This window comes from Dyadobacter frigoris (assembly GCF_005280585.1).
Lineage (GTDB): Bacteria > Bacteroidota > Bacteroidia > Cytophagales > Spirosomataceae > Dyadobacter > Dyadobacter frigoris.
On the sequence record NZ_SZVO01000024.1, the window covers coordinates 61,390 to 82,579 of the forward strand.

Consider the following 21,190-nt stretch of genomic DNA (forward strand, 5'->3'; position numbering starts at 1 on the left):
AAGTCATCCAATTTGGTATGAATCCTTCGTAACCAGTGGGCAAAGTCGGACTGGATAGGTATTAGGTAGTTTTCGAAATTGATAATTGTTTTCTTTTTAGATAATCGGTTTTTATCTGCATAACCATGATATCCCTTGACTGCGGCTTCCAGGATATAAATAGACCTATAGTCTTCATCTTAATTTTGCATAAAAATTTAATATAAATAGTACTGGGTAATTTTTGTAAGTGCTGTTTTTATAAATTCCGATCGGCATATGTCAGGCAAATTGGCGCATCTCTTAGACATTCCTAATGGATATCCCAGCATGCCTGTAAATTCACTTTTAAGGTCTTTTGCCAGCTGTTCAGTTACTTCCAACCCCGCCCGGAGCTATCCTTTGCTGTTCTAGGATTGGGGAGTTACTTAAATACGGGGCAAACTTCCTAAAGATATGATTTAATTTACTTATTATCAGATATATATTAATAATTTATTTGTGATTGATTAGTACAATATTATAAATTCCTTAAAATGACTTTACTTCCTACACAATATAAAAATAGTTAGTACCTACATTCGAAATAAAGTGTATTACTGCCTTGTTAAAATGATGATTTTAATGTTTCCTTCTTTTTTTTAGTAATCGACAGCCAATTAAATGATTTTATCCATCTTTCCTAATATGCCGGTGTCATACCAAAATGACATTAGCTGCATGGCAATTTAAATATGTAAATTGGGGTGGGTATTCGTTTTTTATATAGTAAAAACGAATGGTAAAAAACGGGCCATATGAGGATTATTGATATTCTTGATCAGGAAGAAATAAAAGAATTTGAAAGCCTTCCCGCTTTTTCTTTTCAACAACGTAAGGTATCTTTTGACTTGCCTGGCTGTCTAAAAATTAAATTGCGTGGTCTAGCCTCGGATATCAATAATTATTTTGATTTTAAAGGATAATCCTGCAACTGGGTAAATGTATAGCCCTGCTGCTTTAACAGAGGTATTATTTTTTCAAGGGCCTCATAGGTATTCCATTTGGGATGATTAAAGTGCATGATAATCAACGCTCCCGGCCTGACACTTTTGAGCACATTGCGCTGGATTGTTTTGACGGGTGTACCGGGCACCGAGTCACCGGAAAGTACATCGAAGCTGACCATGGTAACATTTGGATTTTTAGCGATTTTAGCACAAGCTTCGTCGGTAAATGCTGTGGAAGACCGGAAAAACAAGGGGCGTCGACCCGTGATGGATTCTATTTTTCGTTCATTCGCTTCGATTTCATCAAACGCGTCAGGCACATCAGCAGTACCTTTGATCCCATATTCACTTTCACCGTCAACAGAACAAGGGTTGTGATTCAGACCATGATTTTTGATTTCGAAAAGCTTTTCTTTACTCAATTCTAAAAACGTATCATAATTGGCGTCGATCCACTTTCCGGAGACAAATAAGGTTGCAGGAATTTCATTCCTTCTTAAATAATTGATGAGGTCGGCATTATATTCGCTCCCATGCAGACCGCCACATGCATCGAAGGTAAGGGCAAGCAGTTTCTTGTTGGTAACCAAATCTTCATCGACGCCTTTCACAAATTCTCCCCAGGTCCCTGGTTTTACATTTGCGAATGTTTTATCAACCTCATTTTTCTTTTCAAGATAAGAATTGTCCTTGTACAGCTTGCGAAGAAAATTCTCGTTTACCACACTGGCAGGCTGAGACAGAAGAATTTTTGAGCTCAGTAAGAATAGCATTGATATGTGTATAGATTTCATGTTGCTGGATTTCAAATTTTCGAAAAAAAGTAACTATGATAGAGAGAATTAGTAAATAGGCTTTAATTTTCGTAAAGTCGTTTTTCTGATGGTTAGTCTTAGGGTTAAGAAGATTAAACCTGATTGTCCATTGCCTTTAAACCGTGCTGGCTCCGAAGAAATGGCCAACCAAAGCCGTTATGCCCATGGCTGCGGTTCCCCAGAATGCGATCCGGGCTACTGCTATGCCGACCTTTGACCCTCCCGTTTTGGCTGCAAGAGCCCCTAAAACCATCAGGAAAATAATGGAGAAGCCATATTGATAGTATACCATAAAATGTAATGGCGCCAGCATAGAAACAAGAAATGGCAACAAAGCCCCGAAGGTAATGAGCCGAAAGATGCAAAAGCAGCCTGGAGGGGTTTGTCGGATATGTTTTGTGCAAGTGCGTGAAAGTTTTTGTCGAAATGGTGGTCACCCTGGATCAAAATCATTTTAAAGCCTGACTTTTTAAATATATTTTTTGCATATGTTTCCTCCTCGGTTCCGAATATTAAAATCGGCTCAATGGACTTGATCTTGACTAGTTCTTCCAGCACATCGTATTGACCTGTATTTTTTCCTACATGTAACATATCGGTCAGATGTATTTCAAAATCGGTGGAAAGATCAGGAGAAAGGCAAATGAATCCCAAATTATCATCAAGTAAGTTCTGTGACATTCTTGAAGCAATAAAAGGGACTATGGATGCTCCAAATGAATATCCTAAAAGAACAAAGCTCTTCCGGTTCCACTTCTTCATGTAGTAGTTTATTGATTTGATGATGTCTTCCGCCGATTTTTCCGGTGTTTTTTTATCCAAAAATATTTTTGTACGTTCATGCCCACCACTGGCATTCCATTCCCAACCAAAATCTTTGAAAGGCCCTGATCGAAGTTGGTCCAGCCACCGTCACCAGAAATAAAGAAGATCAAAGGCAGCAGAATCAGAGGCATTTCTACCTGGGCGGGATTATTATTTTCTGAGTAGAAAGTATGTTGTTTTTGTAAGAATGGTTGTGAGTTGCCATGTATTAAATTAATTGAAAATCCTGCGACGTGTTTTTCTCGTTCAGCAATGAAAGATAAATGTGATTTTATGGAATCGGTAATAGGCTTATTTTTTGTCAGATTTTCTGGCATTTTTTTTAAGAAGGCTACATTCAGCATGCCGGAAATATCATGGCGTTCTACACCATTTGTTTCAGGGCGAAGATTCAGATAAGTCATACTGCTAGCCAATTTGCTTCGAAGACTTTTCAATCGATAGATATAGAAATACCGTGCAGCGGCACCGTTTCGTTTTTGTTCAATCTTTTTTATAAACTCAATATGCTCGAAGTCGTTAGCATACGTTGTGAATCACTTTCTTCTTCAAAAAAAGATATCAACCAAATGTCTTTTTAAATTGGCATATGATAATGTAAAACGGATCTTAAATGAGAATAACAAGCTGAACTGAGATACATCTAAGTGTCTATGATTCAAATTAAATCAGGAGATTTTCCATGCCATTATTGATGCAATGAGTTGCCAGTAAGTAACAAAACAAAATTCTGATAAGAAACGTGGCGTACGCTTTGAAGGCCCTCGCAACGCATATATATGCGCTGAGGCCGATTTTATTTCGTACATTGCAGTTATTGACAAATATACACGTTTTGGTATTTGAAGAGCGGGCACTGTATCCAGCCAAACGGTGCAGCGTAGCGGCGCTGGCAATATGCTATACCCAGTATCAAAGAAGAACCTTTCTTGAAAAACAAAAACGCCCTAGGGCGGCCTGCAGGTCTTGACATAGGTTGGCAAGACATTGTTATGGCCTTTATTTGCGCAACCTCTATGGGCGACTTGTTTTCGTTTTAATCCTATTGCAAAAGGTATTACTTGATATAACCGGATTTATTTTAAAGAATGACAAAATTATGAACAGACGAAATTTTCTACAAAGTACAGTTCTTTGTACAGGCGGTTTAATGGCCGTTGGCGGCGAAATGGTTTGGGGGCAAACTCCGCTTACCGAGGCAGGGAAAAGAGTCGGGATTATAGGCCTTGACACCAGTCACAGTGAAGTATTTACGAAGATCATCAACGCAAACCATCCCGAAATGAAAGGCTATAAGGTGGTGGCCGCTTATCCTCACGGCACTAAGGACATCGCTTCTGCTTTAAAAATCAAGGATGAAATCACAAGGGCAGTGCAAAACCAGGGTGTGGAGATTGTCAGTTCCATTGATGAGCTTTTAACCAAGGTAGATGTAATTTTACTGGAATCAAACGATGGGAGATCTCATTTGGAGCAGGCCTTACCTGTATTGAAAGCGGGTAAAAGAATGTTTATAGACAAACCTGTGGCAGCTAATCTTCAGGGGGCCATAGCAATTTTTAATGCCGCAAAACAATACAATACGCCCATTTTTTCATCCTCTGCACTCAGATTTGATGCGAGCGTTCAAAAAATAGTTTCGGGCTCTATCGGGAAGATTACCGGAGCAGATGTATACGCACCGGCCAAGTTGGATAAAAATCATAGTGATCTGGCTTGGTATGCCATTCATGGTGTAGAAATGCTTTTTACTGTGATGGGCCCTGGTTGCAGGCGTGTAAGCAGGACTTACCAGGAAGGAACTGATTTGGTCGTTGGTGTATGGGATGACGGAAGAATTGGAACACTAAGAGGTATAAGGGCAGGTGCTGCCAATATTGCGGGAACGGCTTTTGGTGAGAAAGGTATAGCGCTGCTTGGACCGTTTACTTCCTATGAACCGTTGGTCGGTGAGATTATATCATTTTTTGATTCAGGGAAATCCCCGGTTTCTCCCGCGCAAACCCTCGAAATATTCAGATTTATACAAGCGGCCGACCGCAGTAAGAATAAAGGAGGGAAGGCCGTGTCTTTGAATTAACCACATGCAAATCAATTAAAGGCTGTTTCTGACTTCCTGGTTCTGTCTGGATGTAATGATTCCCAGTGACGTTACCAGCCTCGTTCCGACAGCCCGCTAGTGAGCCCAGCGATTGTTAACCTGCCAGGCTATCCTTCTTATCGACGGATAATATAAATTAATATTTTAAAATTCCATTTATTGCTTTGTTTTGTTAATCAGCTATAATTCAAAATATAATTTTTAACAATTATGTTTTTGTGGAATTTGCTTTGCTTAATGAGAGTTTCTACTTTTAATAGTTATTTATCCATAAAAGGGTTGTAACCAGAAATAATGAGAGACATATCTACGGAAGAGGATCACATGCTGATTCTTGGAATTTGCAACGGAAACAGGGATGCGTTTGATGTACTTTATAGAAAGTACTGGAAATTTGTATACAACGCTGCCTACAAACGGCTTTCTAATTCTGATCAGGCAAAAGATATAGCGCAGGATATTTTTATACAACTCTGGGGTCGCCTGAATTCGCATACCTCTTCTTTGGAAATTGAAAATTTGTCCTCTTATTTATATGTCGCTGTCCGTAACAGTGTTTTTAACTGGATAGAAAAAGAGAAAAAATTTGTACCTATAGCTGACCTGCTTTTACAGCTTGATAACCAAAAAGACAATGCAGATGCTCAGATGCGGTATAATGAACTGTTTTCAGCCTATGAAGCTTTAATTGAGAATTTACCCAAGCAACAGCAGGTTATTTTTCTAATGCGTTATGATTTGGACTTGTCCAGCGATGAAATAGCTAAAAAGCTGGCTATTTCGCCAAAAACTGTCCGCAACCAGCTAGGTAGAGCGATGTCGAAATTAAAGGCGGAGCTGCTGATGGGGATGCTGTTACTGATTGTCACAGCTTCTATTTCAGAGAGATTCGATTTTTTAAGAGAGTTAATGGTTATAGACGATGTAAGGTTGATATCGCTTGCGAATCATGAATGATTTCAGTGTGGTCGGCTATTTAATTTTATAGGTTACCAAATAAAACTTTTGTTAAAACCAGGAAGCGGCAAAGCCTGCACACCTGATCTGCTGCAAAACAAGTGTGTATAACGAATTGCCTAGCCTTAAAAATATTTAAAAAATTTTTTATATGCCGCGTGGGCGGAATCGGATTTTAGCTGTCTTATAGATAAGTTCCTGGTAATTTTGAAATAAAGGGAGTATTAAAAGAGTGAGTTTTCCAAAAGTAACCGATCAGATGCAAAGAGAACAGTTTTTAGAAATATTAAAAAAATACCGTTCAAGTAGTGCTACCCAGGATGAAATAAACCTGCTTAAAGCCTATTATAATGCATTTGAAATTCAAGCCAACGTTGTAGATAATTTGTCGGGCGACGAACAGGACAAATTGGAGCTGGAAATTAAAGAACATATCGACAGGCATTTACCGGAAAGAAGCAATACGATCATGCCGTTAGCCTGGCGAAACCGGCAAAAATGGCTTGCCTATGCGGCCGTGGCTCTTGCTTTACTGGTCTGCACGGTATTAATGAAGAATTATCAAAAAGCGCATGAAGAGGTTTCTTATGTAAAAAATAGCCAGCCTGTTAAAAAAGCCAATAATCTGGTGCAACTTCCTGATGGCAGCACCGTGATCCTTAGCGCCGGCAGTAAGATCGATTATCCCGATTCGTTTGATAATCGAAAAAAGAGGGAAGTGTATCTGACTGGTGAGGCATATTTTGATGTGCGGCACAATCCACAAAAACCTTTCATTGTTCATTCGGGCAGGTTGTCAACAACCGTACTTGGCACTGCTTTCAATATAAAAGCGATGTCCGGCGATAAGCGTATAGTTATAACCGTTACAAGAGGAAAGGTAAAAGTCAGTGATCAGAATACGACTTTTGCAATCCTGATTCCCGATCAGCAGATAACGTATAATACTCTAAAGCAAGAGGCCGTCCAAAGCAGCGTGGACGCGCAAAAAACGGTTGAATGGAAAATGGAGGACCTGCTGTTTGATGATGTCACAGTCTTTAATGCGGCCAGGCATATCGAAGAACGCTTCCATATAAAAATCCAGATTACAGACGACAGGCTTAAAAATCAGCGTTTTACAACCACCTTCGGTAAGGACGAAAACCTGGAAAGTGTATTGAAAAGTATTACCGAGTTCAATGATGCGAAGTATGAATTAAATCTGAAAAATAAAGAAGTTATCATCTCACCTAAATAATATCATTGGATGCGAAGATACCCTCCTTAAAAAAAGCACTGCAAACTGCCTTCATATTGGACGTATGAAAACAGTTTTGCAGCGCCGTCGCTGGTTCCCGTAAGAAGCAGCTTTGATTTAATGATCAAGACCCTTGTAAGAAATTGTCACTAAAACTTATCAAATGTATGAAAAACTCTACAACAGTAGGAGGCTCGGGCGTATATTTATGCTGGCACATTCCTGTTGCAAAATTAAAGAAGGTTATGCGCTTTTCATTAATTGTCTGCTTATCGGTCATAGTAACGGCTCAGGTTCTGAATGCCTCTTCTCTGAAGGGACAAAATTTAGAGAGTACCGAAATAAAAATAGCCTTAAAAAACGAATCGCTGATCAATGCTTTTGAACAAATTGAGCAGCATACTTTTTTTAAATTTATGTACAGAAAGCAGGATGTTAAGCACATTCTGGATTTAAATCTTAAAGAAACCAGGATTACGGTCGGAAAGCTTCTTTATCAATTATTGACTCCGAACGGTCTTGCTTTCAAACAAGTGGATAACCGCATTTTAATCACGCCGGTTAAGGAAGCTTCTCAAACCCTTACCCCGCAAGTCAACCTGCTTCATAACGCTGTGACACCTCTAAAAGGGAAAGTCACGGATGTAAAAGGAGACATTCTGCCAGGTGTAAGTATTCTGATAAAAGGAAGCCAGCGCGGAACGGTTACAGACGTAAACGGAACTTATACGCTTGATATCACAGAAAATGAAAGAAGTTCAGGCATGACAGCGCTTATTTTCTCCTTTGTCGGCTACGAACCTCAGGAAATAGTCATTGGCAACAAAAGCGTTCTGAATGTTGTTTTGGCTGCTGATACCAAAAATCTGGAGGAACTGGTGGTGGTTGGTTATGGAACTCAGAAAAAAACGTCAGTTACCGCCGCCATTTCAAGCATGAGCGGAAGTGACGTAGCTTCAACGCCAATTACAAATTTGAGTAATGGCCTGGGAGGCAGATTGTCCGGTGTGATTTTCCGCCAGGGCTCAGGCGAGCCTGGCAATGATGCATCAAGTATTTATATCAGAGGGGTCGCTACTACGGGCAATAGCCAGCCATTATTCATCGTGGACAACATTCCACGTTCTTTTCAGGATCTTGATCCTAATTCAGTTGAAACGATTACGGTTTTAAAAGATGCTGCCGCAGTTGCTCCCTATGGTGTTGCAGGTGCTAACGGTGTAATTTTGGTAACCACAAAGCGAGGAAAAAGCGGATCTCCTACTTTATCTTACAATGGATATGTTGGCTTTCAAAATCCAACCGTGCTTACCAAGTATCCTAATTCCTTCGAGTACGCTTCCTTATTGAATGCAGCCTCAAAGAATGATGGGCTGCCAGCCAAATATTCAGATGCCCAGCTCCAGAAGTTCAAGGATGGTTCTGATCCTGCCAACTATCCTAATAACAATCCCTGGGATTTGATCAATAAAAACAATACGTTAACAAGTCATAATATCGAAGTTTCGGGGGGAACGGATCTGGTTAAATATTATGGCAGTATAGGGTATCAGTACGAAGCCGGCCTTTTTGGCTCAACCTATCAGCACCGTTATAATCTTAACCTGAATCTGGATGCGCAGGTGACCAAAACCACCAAAATATCTTTGGGTATTAAGGGCAGAGAGCAGAACAACCACTATCCTTCTGCGACAACTGAGCGGATGTTTATCACCATTACAAATGCTAATCCTACCTGGACACAGATTTATCCCAATGGACTGACAGGTAATCTGTTGGCAGGGTTAATCAGGAGTGATGGCTATCGTAAAACCAATACCAATCAAATTTTTTCACAATTGTCTATTGATCAGGATTTAAACTTTGTGCCTGGCCTTAAAGTGAGAGGTTCTGTTGCCTATGATCCTACCAATACTTTCAATAAAAACTGGCTTACACCTATCTCTATCTGGGCGCTGGACCCAGCGAGCAGTCAATATAATCTATCCTATGGCGAAAGGTCCAAATCTGAGCTGAGTCAAAGTTACAACCGCGCCTCGCAGATTACATTTCAGGCAAGTTTGATCTATAACCGGAGTTTTAAGAAGCACAACGTTGGACTTTTGGCCCTTTTTGAATCCAAAGGAAATGATGAACTGAATTTTTCGGCTACCCGCAGAAACTTTGGCCTTAGTATCGATGAGCTAAACCTGGGAAGTTCCAGTCAGGCTGATATTTCCAATACCGGAAGTTCAACCAAGGCCAGGCAGCTTGGTTTGGTTTACCGCGCTCAGTATGACTACGATTCCAAATATTTATTTGAAGCCAGCGGCAGATATGATGGCAGCTACTATTTTGCCCCTGGTAAAAAATTCGGATTTTTCCCTGCTTTTTCAGTAGGATGGCGGCTTTCTGAAGAAAATTTCATCAAGCAGAATTTGAACTGGGTCAACAACTTGAAAATCCGGGCTTCATATGGAGAAGTCGGTGCTTTGGCTGGCAGCGCATTTCAATATTTAAGTACGTATAGTGTGTATGGGCCTGCTTACGTGATCGGCGGCAATGCTGTGCAGGGCATCAGAGAAAAGGCAGAATCAAATCCAAATATTACCTGGGAACGAGCAAAGAAAACAGATGTTGGTATTGAGGCCTCTCTTTGGAAAGGGCTTTTTACCCTGGAAGCAGATTACTTTCATGAAAAAAGATCTAATATGTTGACCAGCCCTGACCTGACAGTTCCCTCTGAGTACGGTATCGGACTCAGCCAGGTGAATGCCGGCATTATGGTAAACCATGGTATTGATCTTTCCATTGGTACTTCGCGTAGTGTCAATAAAGATTTAAAGCTGTCTCTTACCGCCAATTTTACTTATGCGAAAAATTCGTTGCTGAAAGTATTTGAAACTTCTTCCACTTATGATAATCCCAACCGGAGAAGAACCAACAGACCGCTTGGTACCCAGTTTGGATACAAGTCGCTTGGTTTGTTTCAGGCTACGGAGTTTGATGAGTCGGGCAATCTGAAAACTGGTATAGCCACCCAGCCATGGGGGAAAATACAGCCTGGCGATATCCGCTACCAGGACATGGACGGGGATGGCAAGATCACCACAAACGATGAAACTGTGATTGGTAATGCAGGTACCCCTCAAATTATATATGGTATTATGCCCAATGTTACCTACAAAAGCCTGACTTTGAATTTACTCTTCCAAGGTGCGGCAAAGACCAATTTTTATACCAGTTCCTATGCGGCCTGGGCTTTTTACGGTGGGACAGTTCCTGTCCGGCAGAATTTGGATTTTTGGAGTCCTGAAAATACGGATGCCAAAAATCCGCGTATCACCAGTGCTCCGACAACAAATAACACCCAGGTCTCTTCTTTTTGGATGAAGAATTCGAGCTATTTAAGATTGAAAAGTGCGATGCTTTCCTACGCAGTTCCTTCTAAAATCCTTGACAAAATACACATCCAAAATGCAAAAGTTTTTGTCTCAGGCCAAAACCTGCTGACCTGGACGAAAATAGTTAATTACGATCCTGAAAACGTAGTTAGTTCAGGACTTAATTATCCTCAGCAGAAAGTGATTTCTGTGGGCCTTAACCTTACATTTTAATCCACTGGTAAATAATACACTCATGCGAGCAATTGCTTACAATTTTTTATCAAGAATAGCGGTGCTGCTATCGCTGGCCGTAGTCACTTCTTGCGGCAACTATTTGGACGTTATCCCCTCAGATCAGGTTTCCGATGGCAATGCCTGGGAAACAACCGGGAATGCAGACCTGTTTTTAAATGATATCTACGGATCTATATCAGGGCCTTTTGTCACCAATGATCCCGATGAAGGTTTTTCGGATAATACCATGCGGGGTTCCTCGTCAGGTTATAGTTTTACGACCTATGCAAAGTCAAGCTATACCTCAGGATCGGTACGGGACGACTGGACTACTAATTATCTCAAAATACGCAAGTGCAATGTATTTATTGAAAAGGTTAGCGCATCCTCACTGGCTGATGACTGGAAGAAAAAGAGAATTGCCGAAGCGCGCTATTTGAGGGCATACTTTTACCAGCTGTTATGGACACGCTATGGAGGAGTCCCCGTTATTACTGAGTCCCTGAACCAGGGAGAGCAGGGCGACGCTATTTTTAGGGCGCGAAATACTTCGGATGAAACTTTTAAATTCATCGCAGATGAATGTGCTTCACTGGCCGCTGATTTACCGCTTGTGGCTGAAACAGGGAGAGCAAGCCGGGGCGCTGCCCTTACATTGAAAGGATGGTGTGAATTATTTCAGGCCAGTCCTTTAAATAATCCGCTAAATGACAAAACAAGATGGGGAGTCGCAGCGGCTACAAATAAGCAGGTTATGGATCTTAAAATATATGATTTGTTCCCTGATATGGAAACGATGTTTTACGAAGATAAAAATAATAATATCGAGGTAATATTTGATAAAGCCTATTTAGGAGGAACTACGCTGGGGGCCTGTAAAGAAGGTTTACAGGCTGCATGGACTGTTGGTGGCACCCAGCGGTCGTACAGCGCGCCTAACCCGACGCAGGAATTGGTTGATTCTTATTTTATGGCAAATGGTTTACCGATTACTGATCCTGCTTCCGGCTACGATCCTCAGAATCCATATTTGAACCGTGAAAAAAGATTCTACCAGTCCATTGTTTATGATGGCTGCACATGGCTGGGCTATGAAATGCAAATGTGGATTGGTTCAGGTTCTGCCAATACACTGGATCTGTCCAGTGCCAATGAGGCAACCAATACAGGATATTACATCAGAAAAGGGATGAATCCAAAGTACGAATTCGCTAACGGTTACCAAAATCTGAGCAGCGCGCATTTTATTATTTTCAGATATGCAGAAGTCCTGCTGAGTTACGCAGAAGCAAAAAATGAAGAATCAGGTCCGGATGAATCGGTTTATAGTGCGGTCAATAAAGTACGGGCACGCTCGGGGCTGCCCGCCCTGCAATCTGGATTGAGCCAGCTACAAATGCGGGCATTCATACAGCAGGAGAGAAGGGTAGAACTGGCTTTTGAAGAGAAGCGCTGGCCCGACCTGCTTAGGCTTAAAACGGCTGAAATCAATTTGAACGGCTCGTCGCATGCGATGAAAATCACCAAAGAAGGGGACAAAAAGGTATATTCTGTAATCACGGTACCCAATGGCGGACGATTGTTTTTTGCAGAGAGAAATTATTTATTGCCCATTCCCCAAGCTGTAATTGATAAGAATACCAAGCTAAAACAAAATCCTAATTATTGATCAATTCCTAATGGTCAGCTATCAGACTAATGCGTTAATTCTGTTGCTTTTGCCATAAAATTAACGCATTAAAAACGATCAAAATTTTTATTTATACCTGGTTTATGGATTGTTACAAATATTATTCAGGCTTGTTTGGAGGGGAGGGCATTGGTAAGATATGTCTTATTTTACTGGCACTACTTTTCCAAAATACACTCTCACATGCCAAGATTGGTCCTGTTTTGCGAACTCCGCTTTCGGATACGGTTCGGTTGTCGTCCTTTGACATGGACGTGACGCCTCCGGTGGGAAGCCAGTTGGCTTATGATACTGAAATAAACAAATGGGATCTTGGTTTACGGGCCAAAGGAATTATTTTATTTGGTTCAGGACTGCCGATCGTGATGTGTGCAGTAGACTGGCTTGGAATTGGAAATGAGGGGATGGATCAATTTAAAAATGCGATTGCCGCTGCTGCCGGTACGATTCCTAATCATGTGACAGTTAATGTATTGCATCAGCATGATGCTCCCGGATATGACCCGGGTGCTGAACAGGTGCTTCTGGAGGCAGGAATAGATCCGGCAGTTATTCACCCAACTAATTATGAGGGTACTTTTGCAAGAGAATGTATCCGCCAGCTGACCATTGCTGTTCGTAATTCCCTCGACAAATCCCAGCCTATTACCCATATCGGTTTGGGCAAATCGAAGGTAAATAAAGTCGCTTCCAATAGAAATATTTATGATGCTTCCGGCAAAGTGCGGTTGACGCGTATGTCCACAACCAAGGATTCACTGGTGCGTGCCGAACCGGAGGGATTAATTGATCCTGAACTCTCACTGATCAGTTTTTGGAATCATGATAAACCTGTTGCCATACTAAGTTACTACGCAACGCATCCGCAAAGTTACTATCGCACTGGCGTGGTTAATCCCGATTTTCCTGGTGTTGCCCGTTTTTACCGCCAGCTGGCAGAACCCGATGCGATCCATATTCATTTCAATGGAGCAGGCGGAAATATTGCAGCCGGGAAATATAATGACGGTTCACATAAGAACCGCCTGGTTTTTGCAGAACGGCTCGCCGAAGGTATGCGCCTTGCATGGGAATCGACCAAACGTGAATCCGTCAAAGCGCAGGATATAGACTGGGTGGTAGAACCGGTGATTTTGCCGCCAGCAAAATATTTGTTTAAAATGCAGAAAGAATTACTGGTGGATAATACCCTTTTGAAAAAGAATAATGGAAACGCGGAAAAGATGGCTTGGCTGCGGAGAAGTGAAAGCGGAATGAAAATAGATCTGGGCTGTCTGAAAATAAAAAATGCCCGGATACTCTATATGCCCGGTGAGCTTTTTGTTGAGTATCAGCTTGCTGCAAAAGCCCAGCGGCCTGATTTATTTGTTGCTATGGCGGCTTATGGCGATATGGGGCCAGGCTACATTGGCACGGCCGATGCGTATAAAAGAGGAGGTTACGAAGTAAGCGAGCTAGGTTCGAATGTGGCACCCGAAGTGGAAGTTGTGCTGATGAAAGCCATTAAGCTTTTATTGCAAAAGTGATGGAAAAGTAGGAAGGGAAATCTATTTAAATGCGAAGTTTTACGGTTTAGGCTCCCTTTCACAATTACGAACGGTCAATGAATCAATTTAAAATGATGACTATATTTTCAAAGAACAGACTTGATTTTTTTGTGCTACCGGTCTTGCTACTTTTATGTTTTCCCGGTTTTGCACAGCGCTATGTAAAGGGACTTTCGCCTCAGGAATCAATGAAAACATTTCAGCTTCAGGAAGGATTTGGAATAGAACCATTTGTTACGGAACCTGATGTGGTGCTGCCCGTTGATATGGTTTTTGACGAACATGGAAACGTGTATGTGGTCGAAATGGGGGATTATCCTTATGATGCAAAACTTGGTAATTTTAAGGGAAGGATCCGTTTGCTGAGAGATACAAACGGCGACGGCAAGGTTGATAAATCCTATGTATTTGCAGAAGAATTGCCCAGTGCTACTTCTGTTCTGCCTTGGAAGGGAGGACTCATCGTAACCGCTGCACCTGATATTTTATATTTGAAAGATACCAACGGGGATTTTAAAGCGGATGTAAAAGAGATACTTTTCACAGGCTTTTTTGCTAAGAATTCTGAGGCTCAGATTACCAGTCTGCGCTTCGGGGTTGACAACTGGATATATGCCAATAACCATGGACAAGGTGGACAAATTACCTCTAAGCAAAATCCCGGCGCAGCACCTGTGGATGTTAGCGGGGGTGATTTTCGCTTCCGAATGGACCGGGGTTTATTTGAAGTTGAATCAGGTTCGGGGCAATTTGGCTTAGCGCTGGATGACTGGGGCCACCGTTTTGTAACCCAAAATACGCTTCATATCCAGCAGTCACCCATAGCATACCGTTACATACACCGGCACAATTTTATGCCCACTTACCGTTCTGAAACGAATATCTCTGATCATGAACTTGTCATGTTCCAAAAGTCGGCGACACCTTACTGGCGTCAGCAAAGAAGTGACCGGCGGCAGGCAAAATATGATTCGCTAAAATCAGGTTATAAAGAATATGCACGTGATCATTTTACCGGCGCATCGGGTGGTACTTTCTATGGTGGTGATGGTTTTGGTGCATCTTTTTATGGTTCCATATTTACAGGAGATGTGTCAGGAAATCTGGTTCACAGGGATATTTTAAAGTCTGTTCCCGGCCAGCCGACCTATGTAGCATCACGGGACGAGAAAGAAAAAGATCATGAATTTCTTGCCGCTACTGATACCTGGTTTCGCCCGGCGAATTTCACCCTAGGCCCCGATGGTTATCTCTATATTGTTGACATGTACCGGCAGCATATTGAAACGCCGGTCTCGATTCCCGAAGATTTGAAATCAGATATGGATTTCACCAATGGGGACACCTATGGCAGGATCTGGCGCCTGTTTCCCACAAGCGGACAAAAGCGGGATGCTCAGCTTACTGATCTAAGTGCCAGAAAATCAGAAGAACTGTTAGCGCTGCTATCACATCCGAATCAATGGTGGCGGCTGACTGCGCAGCGTATGCTCTTGGAACGGCAAGACATGAGCATCGTTTCATTGCTGAAAAAAACTTTCGCTGAAAGCAAGGATGCCAAAGGCCGTCTGCACGCATTTTACGTTTTGGAAGGGTTAAATTCTTTGGATGCCGAAATTATAAAAAAAGCATTGAATGATGCCGAACCAGGCGTTCGCGAACATGCTTTGGTGCTTGCAGAAAAATACCCACAGTACCTTCCTGAAATCATCAAACTGACAGAAGATGTTTCTCCCCAAGTCGCTTTTCAGGCGACACTCAGTTTGGGACAATTTTCCGAAAAAGAAGTTTTACCTGCTTTGGCGGGTATAGCCGAGAAACACGCAGATAATGCATCTTACAGACTGGCCATATTAAGTTCAAATCCGGGTTCTTCCGCCGACTTTCCCGAGCTTTTGCTAAGCAGGGGAATGTATTTCAATAAAAGTTCGGATGGTAAACTGAAATTTATAGAGGACTTCGCCTTTGTGAGCGGATCGCGTAACGGTAAAAATGAAATCAGCAGTTTGATCATTGTTTTATCCAAAACTGAAAAAAACTGGCAAATCGCAGGTTTGAACGGACTAACCAAAGGAATTAAAAGATCTAAAAATAAAAAAGAAGCGGATAAAAATATTGTGAAAGGTCTTCTGAAACTAGAAGAGGGAGCTAGCGAAGATGTGAAAAAGGCCATTACGGGAGTCAGGAATTCATTAGTAATTTAATTCGGCATCTGTACGATCACCGGAATCGGGAAGGGGATGAAGCCTTTTTTTATTAAGTAACAGTTTGAAAATATGACAAAGGTAAATGAACGCAGGAAGTTTCTGCAAAGCTGTTTTGGGTTGAGTTTAATCGTTTCAACAGGCGGATTTTTTCTTAGCAGTTGCGTTGGAACGAAAAAAACAGCGGCCAAAAAAAATACAAATCCTGTCGCAAAGATCAGTCCCTGTGAGGATCTTACCGGAGTTGATGCGGTTGATGTGGAGAAGAGAAAGGCATTGGGTTACGTGAGCCTGTCGCCGATTCAGGACAAACAATGCGGCAATTGCAAACTTTGGATACCGGTTAAAGATGGGAAAGAATGCGGCGGATGTCTTCTCTTTGCCGGACCTGTTTCGGAAGACGGACATTGCACTTATTGGGCGCCTCAGGTTTAATAATGTCCTGAAAATCAGTTTGAAACGAATATTAGCATCAAATAAAAGATAATGCACAACGCCAGATTTCTTACAGCGCTTTTGTTTTTGATCACACATTTAACAATTGCCGGTCAAATCCGGGTCGGCGTTTTTAATGTCGATGCCACGCCGCCGGTTGGCAGTCCGGTCGCTTACGCAATTGCCCGATCCATTACCGATCCGCTGAGTGCACGCGGAATCGTGATCTTATCAGACCAAAAACCGATTGTGCTGTGCGCGGTTGACTGGATTGGTATTTCCAACGAAGGACAAGATATGTGGCGGCAACAATTAGCCGAGGCAGCGAATACAACAATTGACCGGGTTTCTGTTCACGTGCTTCACCAGCATGACGGTGTGAGGTGTGATTTTACCATTGAAAAAATATTAGAGCAATACGGTTTGGGCGGCACCAGTATCGATAATGCTTTTGTTATAAAAGTGATAAATAACGTAGCTGCGGCTGTAACCGAAGCGGTTAAAAATGCACAGCCAGTCACTCATATTGGTTTCGGACAGGCAAAAGTTGACAGCGTAGCCTCTAACCGGAGAATTTTAGGTGCTGATGGTAAGGTAGCCATTATCCGTTGGAGCAGTTCGAAAGATCCTGCTGCCATTGCTGCACCGGAAGGCCTGATAGATCCTTGGCTCAAAAGTGTTAGTTTTTGGAATAAAGATAAACCGATCGTTGTCATGTCCTATTACACAACGCATCCGCAAAGTTATTATGGAAAAGGCGATGTAACCTGTGAATTTATAGGCATTGCCCGTAATGCAAGAGAAAAATCTTTAAACGGAGTGCCGCATATTAATTTTAACGGAGCCAGCGGCAATATATCAGCCGGAAAATACAATGACGGATCAGTACCTATGCGCCCTGTACTTGCCGCCAGAGTAGAAACTGCGATGAAAAAAGCCTGGGATTCGACCAAAAAGACCTGGATTAGCTCTGACGATCTGTCCTGGAAAAATGTCGGGATCATTCTTCCCTTGGGCAAAAATATTGTAGAAGACGATTTGAGAAAACGCTTGTCAAATGAAAAGGCAACGCTTTCTGAACGCTACCGTGCGGCTGAAAAGCTGGGGTGGTATCAGCGATCCATGGCCAAAACAACAGTTAATATTTCGTCCCTGCGATTGGGTAAAGTTTGGCTGCTCAATGTTCCCGGCGAGCTGTTTGTTGAATATCAGCTGGCCGCCCAGAAGCTGAGGCCCAACGGAGAATACGTCTGTACTGCCGCCTATGAAGAATACGGGCCGGGTTATATTGGTACCAAAATCGCTTATTCCCAGGGCGGCTATGAAACCGGCGACATCGTTTCGGGAGTAGCACCTGAGGTGGAAGATGTGCTGACAAAAGCAATAAAGCAAGTTTTGAAAAAATGAACAGGCGGAATTTTATAAAAAGTGCTGCACTGCTTACTTCAATCAGTGAACTATCATTCCAGCTTCCAATGAACAAATCTTTGAAATCGATCCGGGTTGAAACGACCAATTCCAACTTTGAGAGAGAAACTTTATTGAAACCTTTTGGCTTTAAGGGCGGCTATCTGACTGAACTTTGGCAAACGGCTTCTCAGCTCCGTTCCGAAGGAAAAAGCTACATTGGAATAGCCACGCAAAGTGTCCTTTATGGGGATGCAGATCTTTTTTCGAAATACTCCGAAGCGGGTGGAAATGCACTGATGTATGCAGTTACTGAAAGGGCTTTGCAATTGGTAAAGAAAACAAGCTTTGAAACACCCATTGGCTTGTTGGACAGCATTTTACCTGAACTGAAAAAAGAGGCAGCACAAATTACAGGAAGTGATCAGTTGAATGTCAATTTCGTATTTAACGCCCTGATCAGCGTTGATAATGCGGCATGGCTCATATATGCGTCCGAAAACCGGTTTAAGAATTTTGATGAAATGATACCTGTCGATTACAGAAAAGCACTTTCAGCAAGGAATAACAAAGTTGGGGTCATGTTCCAGGTTTCGTACCGAATGCCTGAAAAAGATGTGACCGATGCCGTTGACCAGGGATATTTTATCATTAAAATAAAAACGGGCCAGCCTGGGACTCAGGCGCAAATGCTGGAAAAGGATAAAGCAAGAATAGAAGCAATACACCGTTTGCTGAAAAACAGGACTACTTCTCAAACGCCGGACGGCAAACTTATTTATACCCTGGATGCCAACGGGCGGTATGAAAAAAAAGAAACACTTTTGAAATTGCTTGATCATGCCGATAAAATTGGCGCATTGGGTCAAATACTTTTTGTAGAAGAACCCCTTTCTGAAAACAACAATGAAAGTGTTGCCGGCATAGGTGTTCGCATGGCTGCTGATGAAAGTATCCATACTGAATCGGACGCCATAAAACGACTGCAACAAGGATATGGGGCATTTGTTTTGAAAGGTATCGCCAAATCATTAAGCCAGTCGATGAAGATAGCCAAACTGGCTTTTGAGCGCGATGTGCCTTGTATCTGCGCTGATCTTACGGTAAATCCAATCCTGATTGACTGGAATAAAAACCTGGCAGCACGTTTGCAGCCTTTTCCGGGTCTGGGAATGAGTATGATCGAGACCAACGGAAATATGAATTATGCAAACTGGCAGCAAATGCTTGCTTATCATCCATTTGCAGGAGCCGCCTGGACACAGGTCCGTAACGGTATATTTGAGCTTGATGAGCAGTTTTATGCCACGAACGGCGGGATTTTAACCCCTTCCAAACATTACATTAAGATGTTTCAGTGACTGGAAAATATACAGCAAGATGTCGTTGCATACCCTTACGAAACTCGTCTGGCGTCCCATTTTTTAAAAATAAAAACAAGTCATAGTGAGTCACCGGATTACTGGTTTCAACAAAGGTTTTCTTATTAGAATATTCTGTGAAGACATGATCAAAAATAGGCATTAGTAAAGTCTGAAACCGCTTGAATGTTTCATTTCCAGTCATTTCATATAGTTTTCCGTGGAAGGCAACTTCCTCCTCTTTTGAGGCGAGAACTGGATCTTTCTGATTTGCAACAATTGCTTCGAGCGCTGTTAAATCTTGATCGGTTTTACGGGCAAAAAGAAATTCAGAGATTCCCATTTCCATGATCAGTCTTAGTTCAAAAATTTCATTTAAACTGTTTTGGCCGAGTATGAAAGGATTAAGTACTTTTTCCATCCCAGTAAAAAGATCGGGCTGCGCCATAATCATGCCTTTTCTTGGTCTGGCCTCAATCATTCCAAGCATCCTTAAGCGGCTTAAGGCTTCGCGTACCACATTTCTGCTGACGTTGAGCTCCTTTGCCATGTCCAATTCATTGGGGAGGGCATCACCTGGTTTGAATTTGTTCTCGGTGAAATAATCCCGAAGAATATTTTCTACCCGGTCTGTCATCGAAAGCGTCTCCATGGGTGCAAGAGTGCCGATTTTTTTACTTGTCATCTACTTTGTCATTATAAGGAATTGTAAATATTCATAAATAATTTAAACAAATGGGTGTATTTAATTTTTAAATACAATTGCATTTATAGTTAAATATTATTTATACATTTGTCCTACAAATAAAATTATAGTGTTGCGGCAAACATTCCAGGCTTGAAGGTTAACCTACACTGTGCTTGTTAATATTTAGAAATCTAGATTAAAACGTGCTGAATGAAAGCTTTAGGAATGGTCATTTATATGCTTTTGATACTGTTTAGCAGTGATGTTGTGGCGCAGCATGATCCGGAGGTTGTCAAAGATATCGTACTGGATATAAAGTCAAAGAGAGATAATCCAAGAAACAGTGAAGGCGATTTTATAACCTTAAAAGGCAGACGAATCATGTTCCTGTATTCACGTTACAGCGGCTCATCTTCGGGTGATTTTTCGCCGGCGGATCTCTCAGTACGTTTTTCGGATGATGGCGGCAAAACCTGGACAGATAAAGATACTGTACTTGTTAAAAATGAGGGCAAAATGAATATCATGTCGGTGTCTCTTTTGCGAATGGCCAATGATCAGATTGCGATGATCTATGCCCGCAAAAATTCACTTGACGACTGTATTCCTTTTATACGGATCTCAAAAGATGAAGGAAAAACCTGGGGAGCGGCAAAACCATGCATTACCGATGAAAAAGGATATTTTGTTGTAAATAACAGCCGTGTCAAACAGTTGCGCAACGGAAGGATTTTGCTGCCCGTTTCCATGCACAAAACTGCTGGCAAGAAATGGAGCAACCGCGGCACCATAAGATGTTACTTTTCGGATGATAATGGCATAAGCTGGAAATCCGGCCAGTCGGTTCCAAATCCGGATAGTGTGATTACGCAGGAGCCCGGCGTTGTTGAGCTCAAAAATGGTGAAATCATGATGAACATGCGTGCCAATGGAGGAGTCCAATATCTTTCTTTTTCCAAGGATCATGCGCAATCATGGAGTCAGGTGGTGCCAAGTACGATTCCGTCACCCATATCGCCTGCTACCATTGCCAGAATTCCTTCAACCGGAGATTTGATCCTGATTTGGAATAACAATGGTTTAAAAGGAGAAGGTTATTTTAAAAGCAAACGCACGCCGCTTACAATAGCTGTTTCCAAGGACGAAGGTAAAACCTGGCAGCATAGAAAAATTATTGAAAAAGATCCGGATGGCACATTTTGTTATACAGCTGTCCACTTTTTTAAGGATTATGTATTGTTAGGTTACGGAATGGGGGCAGGATTGGAGGATTGTCGTATCGTGCGGATAAAGCTGACAGATATTTATAATTAAAACAGAACTGCTGCGCCAGTGGATTTCTGCTGCCGGGAA

Annotated in this window: 14 protein-coding genes and 1 pseudogene; 11 read left to right on the plus strand and 4 right to left on the minus strand. The window is 42.0% G+C overall.

All coding sequences use genetic code 11. The annotated features are described in order from the left end of the window. Positions 1-922: 922 nt before the first annotated feature. The 3 genes and pseudogenes from FDK13_RS32280 to FDK13_RS36800 form a co-directional block, all read right to left on the minus strand. Positions 923-1,762, minus strand: a complete 840-nt coding sequence (locus FDK13_RS32280; RefSeq protein WP_137344151.1) for a polysaccharide deacetylase family protein — start codon at positions 1,760-1,762, stop codon at positions 923-925. Between the two features lie 136 nt (positions 1,763-1,898). Continuing rightward, entirely contained in the window at positions 1,899-2,096 is a 198-nt protein-coding gene (locus FDK13_RS35950) for a VIT1/CCC1 transporter family protein (protein ID WP_229216312.1), read from the minus strand. Further along, positions 2,036-3,012, minus strand: a pseudogene (locus tag FDK13_RS36800) (AcvB/VirJ family lysyl-phosphatidylglycerol hydrolase). Before FDK13_RS36800 ends, FDK13_RS35950 begins: the two are co-directional and overlap by 61 nt. Before the next feature lie 695 nt (positions 3,013-3,707). Between FDK13_RS36800 and FDK13_RS32295 the strand changes: the two are divergent. From FDK13_RS32295 to FDK13_RS32340, 10 genes are all read left to right on the plus strand, one after another. Then, positions 3,708-4,688 (plus strand): Gfo/Idh/MocA family protein, encoded by a 981-nt coding sequence (locus tag FDK13_RS32295; protein ID WP_137344153.1) that lies wholly within the window; start codon positions 3,708-3,710, stop codon positions 4,686-4,688. Between the two features lie 315 nt (positions 4,689-5,003). Then, the gene (locus tag FDK13_RS32300; RefSeq protein ID WP_137344154.1) at positions 5,004-5,666 is read left to right on the plus strand and encodes an RNA polymerase sigma factor; all 663 of its coding nucleotides are present in this window, start codon (positions 5,004-5,006) and stop codon (positions 5,664-5,666) included. Positions 5,667-5,898: 232 nt separating this feature from the next. Continuing rightward, positions 5,899-6,906 (plus strand): FecR family protein, encoded by a 1,008-nt coding sequence (locus FDK13_RS32305; protein WP_137344155.1) that lies wholly within the window; start codon positions 5,899-5,901, stop codon positions 6,904-6,906. 167 nt (positions 6,907-7,073) lie between these two features. Next, positions 7,074-10,502 carry a SusC/RagA family TonB-linked outer membrane protein gene (locus tag FDK13_RS32310; protein ID WP_137344156.1) on the plus strand — a complete coding sequence of 1,143 codons (3,429 nt, stop codon included), beginning with the start codon at positions 7,074-7,076 and terminating at the stop codon, positions 10,500-10,502. A gap of 22 nt (positions 10,503-10,524) precedes the next feature. After that, positions 10,525-12,174, plus strand: coding sequence for a RagB/SusD family nutrient uptake outer membrane protein (locus FDK13_RS32315; RefSeq protein WP_137344157.1), 1,650 nt, complete (start codon positions 10,525-10,527; stop codon positions 12,172-12,174). 104 nt (positions 12,175-12,278) lie between these two features. Then, the gene (locus tag FDK13_RS32320) at positions 12,279-13,721 is read left to right on the plus strand and encodes a hypothetical protein (RefSeq protein ID WP_220417482.1); all 1,443 of its coding nucleotides are present in this window, start codon (positions 12,279-12,281) and stop codon (positions 13,719-13,721) included. A 92-nt stretch (positions 13,722-13,813) separates the two neighbouring features. Next, complete coding sequence (locus tag FDK13_RS32325) at positions 13,814-15,946, plus strand: PVC-type heme-binding CxxCH protein (protein WP_229216313.1); 2,133 nt, start codon at positions 13,814-13,816, stop codon at positions 15,944-15,946. A 72-nt stretch (positions 15,947-16,018) separates the two neighbouring features. Beyond that, complete coding sequence (locus FDK13_RS32330; RefSeq protein ID WP_137344158.1) at positions 16,019-16,381, plus strand: high-potential iron-sulfur protein; 363 nt, start codon at positions 16,019-16,021, stop codon at positions 16,379-16,381. A 51-nt stretch (positions 16,382-16,432) separates the two neighbouring features. Beyond that, a complete protein-coding gene (locus FDK13_RS32335; protein WP_137344159.1) occupies positions 16,433-17,788 on the plus strand; it encodes a hypothetical protein in 1,356 nt (451 codons plus the stop codon). Next, positions 17,785-19,149 carry an enolase C-terminal domain-like protein gene (locus FDK13_RS32340; RefSeq protein WP_137344160.1) on the plus strand — a complete coding sequence of 455 codons (1,365 nt, stop codon included), beginning with the start codon at positions 17,785-17,787 and terminating at the stop codon, positions 19,147-19,149. Before FDK13_RS32335 ends, FDK13_RS32340 begins: the two co-directional genes overlap by 4 nt. Here the strand turns inward: FDK13_RS32340 and FDK13_RS32345 are convergent. After that, positions 19,133-19,834, minus strand: a complete 702-nt coding sequence (locus tag FDK13_RS32345) for a FadR/GntR family transcriptional regulator (protein WP_137344161.1) — start codon at positions 19,832-19,834, stop codon at positions 19,133-19,135. The two genes, FDK13_RS32340 and FDK13_RS32345, sit on opposite strands and share 17 nt — an antisense overlap. Positions 19,835-20,047: 213 nt before the next feature. Between FDK13_RS32345 and FDK13_RS32350 the strand changes: the two genes are divergently transcribed. Beyond that, positions 20,048-21,151, plus strand: coding sequence for a sialidase family protein (locus tag FDK13_RS32350; RefSeq protein WP_229216314.1), 1,104 nt, complete (start codon positions 20,048-20,050; stop codon positions 21,149-21,151). The last annotated feature ends 39 nt before the right edge of the window (positions 21,152-21,190 follow it).

What these genes read in the sequence shown, in the direction of transcription:
- FDK13_RS35950 (WP_229216312.1), bottom strand. Translation starts at nt 2,096, where the DNA reads ATGCTGGCGCCATTACATTTTATGGTATACTATCAATATGGCTTCTCC.
- FDK13_RS32295 (WP_137344153.1), top strand. Translation starts at nt 3,708, where the DNA reads ATGAACAGACGAAATTTTCTACAAAGTACAGTTCTTTGTACAGGCGGT.
- FDK13_RS32335 (WP_137344159.1), top strand. Translation starts at nt 16,433, where the DNA reads ATGCACAACGCCAGATTTCTTACAGCGCTTTTGTTTTTGATCACACAT.
- FDK13_RS32345 (WP_137344161.1), bottom strand. Translation starts at nt 19,834, where the DNA reads ATGACAAGTAAAAAAATCGGCACTCTTGCACCCATGGAGACGCTTTCG.
- FDK13_RS32280 (WP_137344151.1), bottom strand. Translation starts at nt 1,762, where the DNA reads ATGAAATCTATACACATATCAATGCTATTCTTACTGAGCTCAAAAATT.
- FDK13_RS32300 (WP_137344154.1), top strand. Translation starts at nt 5,004, where the DNA reads ATGAGAGACATATCTACGGAAGAGGATCACATGCTGATTCTTGGAATT.
- FDK13_RS32330 (WP_137344158.1), top strand. Translation starts at nt 16,019, where the DNA reads ATGACAAAGGTAAATGAACGCAGGAAGTTTCTGCAAAGCTGTTTTGGG.
- FDK13_RS32340 (WP_137344160.1), top strand. Translation starts at nt 17,785, where the DNA reads ATGAACAGGCGGAATTTTATAAAAAGTGCTGCACTGCTTACTTCAATC.
- FDK13_RS32350 (WP_229216314.1), top strand. Translation starts at nt 20,048, where the DNA reads ATGAAAGCTTTAGGAATGGTCATTTATATGCTTTTGATACTGTTTAGC.
- FDK13_RS32310 (WP_137344156.1), top strand. Translation starts at nt 7,074, where the DNA reads ATGAAAAACTCTACAACAGTAGGAGGCTCGGGCGTATATTTATGCTGG.
- FDK13_RS32320 (WP_220417482.1), top strand. Translation starts at nt 12,279, where the DNA reads ATGGATTGTTACAAATATTATTCAGGCTTGTTTGGAGGGGAGGGCATT.
- FDK13_RS32315 (WP_137344157.1), top strand. Translation starts at nt 10,525, where the DNA reads ATGCGAGCAATTGCTTACAATTTTTTATCAAGAATAGCGGTGCTGCTA.
- FDK13_RS32325 (WP_229216313.1), top strand. Translation starts at nt 13,814, where the DNA reads ATGATGACTATATTTTCAAAGAACAGACTTGATTTTTTTGTGCTACCG.